The sequence below is a fragment of the Mesorhizobium sp. M2A.F.Ca.ET.042.01.1.1 genome (assembly GCF_003997405.1).
Taxonomy (GTDB): Bacteria; Pseudomonadota; Alphaproteobacteria; order Rhizobiales; family Rhizobiaceae; genus Mesorhizobium.
Genome location: NZ_RZRX01000024.1, coordinates 1 through 2,288, shown reverse-complemented (window position 1 = coordinate 2,288; position 2,288 = coordinate 1). Strand labels below are relative to the sequence as shown.

Genomic DNA, 2,288 nt, shown 5'->3' with positions numbered 1-2,288 from the left:
ATCACGCTTGGGCAACTGACAAAGCCCAATGCTCATAAAGCCGGATCAGGTCCGGCCGGTGTGTGGCGTAGGTGCAGTATGACGATGTGAGCCGCTACACCGTGCGCGTCTCCCAGTCTGTCCATAGACTCGGAAGAAGTCGGACCCGGTCAGTTGCAACTCCCTTTCCCAGCACTCCACTGCCCGGTAGAGCGCATGAAAAATCTCCTTTCGGGCGGTTTCTGTTCTGCCCATGCAGGATTCCAGAACATTGATGAAATCGTTTGTTTCGATGAAAGGCATCCACACTTTGGATGGTTGACACGCGTTTCAAAGATCGTGAACTACATCTCGTCGTTGTGCTCGACGCACTCCCGACAGAGCGCAACCTCATGGGCGCGGCATGCAGGATTAACCGAGCCCAGCCGGTCATGAGTGCGGCCGGCCGGGTCGGGCGATAGGCAGTCATGCCCTGCCCTTCCTGCGGGTCAAGCACTCCGAAAAAACATTTCCCCCATAAATGCTAGATCTTCCGTTGCCTTTTCGCGGGCTTCTGCGTGAGGTGAGGCACGCCATCCATGGCATGTGGCACACGCACGCGATGCCAGTGCACGGTCGTTTTCTCGGCAAGGCCGTTCTCTACCTCGACCCGCACGCGCTCGCCCTGACGGACCCGGATTTCCGGGCCTGGAACGGGCCTTCGGCGCGCAATCGAGCCCGGTTCACCCGGCCCAATGGCGTCCACTTTGGGGGCGCATGCACTGCAGACCCGCTGGACCTGATCCGGGAGAGGATGGGCGCGGCGATTGGAATAGCTATGAAAGCGCATCGGACCGTGGAACTGCGCGCGCAGACTTTCGGAGGAAGGCTCGCTTTTAAACGTTATCGTGCAACTCTGACCGTTCTTCGCCTTGGCGGGTGCCGCGGAAGAATCCCGGGTTCTGCGAGCGCTGCGAGAACACCTGCGGTCGATCCTGTACCACAATCTCGCGAAGCTCGATGCTCTCTACAAACGATGTCTTGGATTCTCACGCCCTTATTTCAGCACTTCGCTCGCTTGCCCGACTCGGCCGCGGTCAGCCTTCACCGCCAATTTTATTGGCGCAGCGACGTTCCTATCGGTTCAGGCGAAGCTTCTTGAACCTGCCGCTCTCTCGTTGCCCTGGCACGATTAATCGTCCTCTCAGTCTGTCATTGGCGGAGTCGCTCCTGAGGCGCGCGCCGGCGAGTTCGAGGAGCGCGTGGCTATCTCCTCGGTCCAGCCGGATTCCGCTGCGCGCTCAGCCAATTCCTGGAAGGCCGATTCCAAGGCGAGCTGGCATTGAAGGCCGCGGTCCGGATGGTCGACTAGCTTGGTTCCACGATCGCAATGCTTGATCGCTTCATTGCAGGCCATGGGCTCTCGCCCTCTCCTTTTGCCACACGAGGCGCCAGCTCACGTGTTGTGCGCCCCGGCAACCGCTTTCACCAGCCGCTCCAGCGATCCCGCGCGCTCCAGCTCCGCAAAGAATGATGCGGCGTGACGCTACCCAGCCGGTGCTTCTCGGCCATTTGCACACATAGGGATAGTCGACCATGAAATCGGACCGAGGCGAGGCGTTGGACGTTTCAGTCTTGGTCTGAATGCGCCGCCCACGAGCCGATCGGCCTTCTCGATGATTTGGCGCACCCTCGTTGTCGACAAGCCATGTTCCTGAGCCAGGTCGGCGAAACTCTTGCCCTTCAGAAAGCCGTCGACCAGGGCTATGTTCCTATCGACGGTCGGCTAAATCCCAGCAGGCGCGCGCAGTTTTCCGGCATCATTCCGTTTGTTCATCCGCTTGTCCGCGCCCCCTGCAAATCCTACCGGGCCAAATCGGTGCTTGGAAGACCCACTCATGTCATGGCCTCGGGAAAGTACAAGGCCGACGGTTATGTGAATACGAAAGATGCTGGCGATCACCATGATCGTTGGTGACCGCTGACCTCCCCAATGTCGGCTTCGACGGCACACCGGGAGCTCTCGGCAATGTTGAATAATTCCGTTTGAAGATGGTTGACTTCGTCGTCGAGGCTCGATCCATCAGGATCGGTATCGACGATTCTATATTTGAGAAACCCAAATTCGTTTGACTCGCGCAATTCGCTGTACGGCGTATCATCGCAAGCGCGGGATTCCGACATCCTGCGAAGTGCCCGCGTTGCTGGAATCGATTTTGCGGAAGTAAAAAGGCCCCGGCGCTGGGTCGGCGCGCAGGGCCTTCAGGCATGTACGAGCTACCAGCATGTCCAGTTATGATCGTGCGCTATCATAATGAACAAACGGTGAA

1 protein-coding gene and 2 pseudogenes are annotated in these 2,288 nt (G+C 58.6%); 2 read left to right on the top strand and 1 reads right to left on the bottom strand.

Features of this window, described 5'->3' with window-relative positions:
- Positions 1-293 precede the first annotated feature (293 nt).
- Positions 294-422 (top strand): annotated as a pseudogene (locus EOA23_RS36325) (LysR family transcriptional regulator); the annotation flags it as partial.
- 104 nt (positions 423-526) lie between these two features.
- Here the strand turns inward: EOA23_RS36325 and EOA23_RS05880 are convergent.
- A pseudogene (locus tag EOA23_RS05880) lies at positions 527-673 on the bottom strand (multicopper oxidase domain-containing protein); the annotation flags it as partial.
- A gap of 993 nt (positions 674-1,666) precedes the next feature.
- On the opposite strand from EOA23_RS05880, the gene EOA23_RS35570 reads away from it, so the two are divergent.
- Positions 1,667-1,936 (top strand): hypothetical protein, encoded by a 270-nt coding sequence (locus tag EOA23_RS35570; protein ID WP_024504272.1) that lies wholly within the window; start codon positions 1,667-1,669, stop codon positions 1,934-1,936.
- The last annotated feature ends 352 nt before the right edge of the window (positions 1,937-2,288 follow it).

What these genes read in the sequence shown, in the direction of transcription:
- EOA23_RS35570 (WP_024504272.1), top strand. Translation starts at nt 1,667, where the DNA reads ATGTTCCTGAGCCAGGTCGGCGAAACTCTTGCCCTTCAGAAAGCCGTC.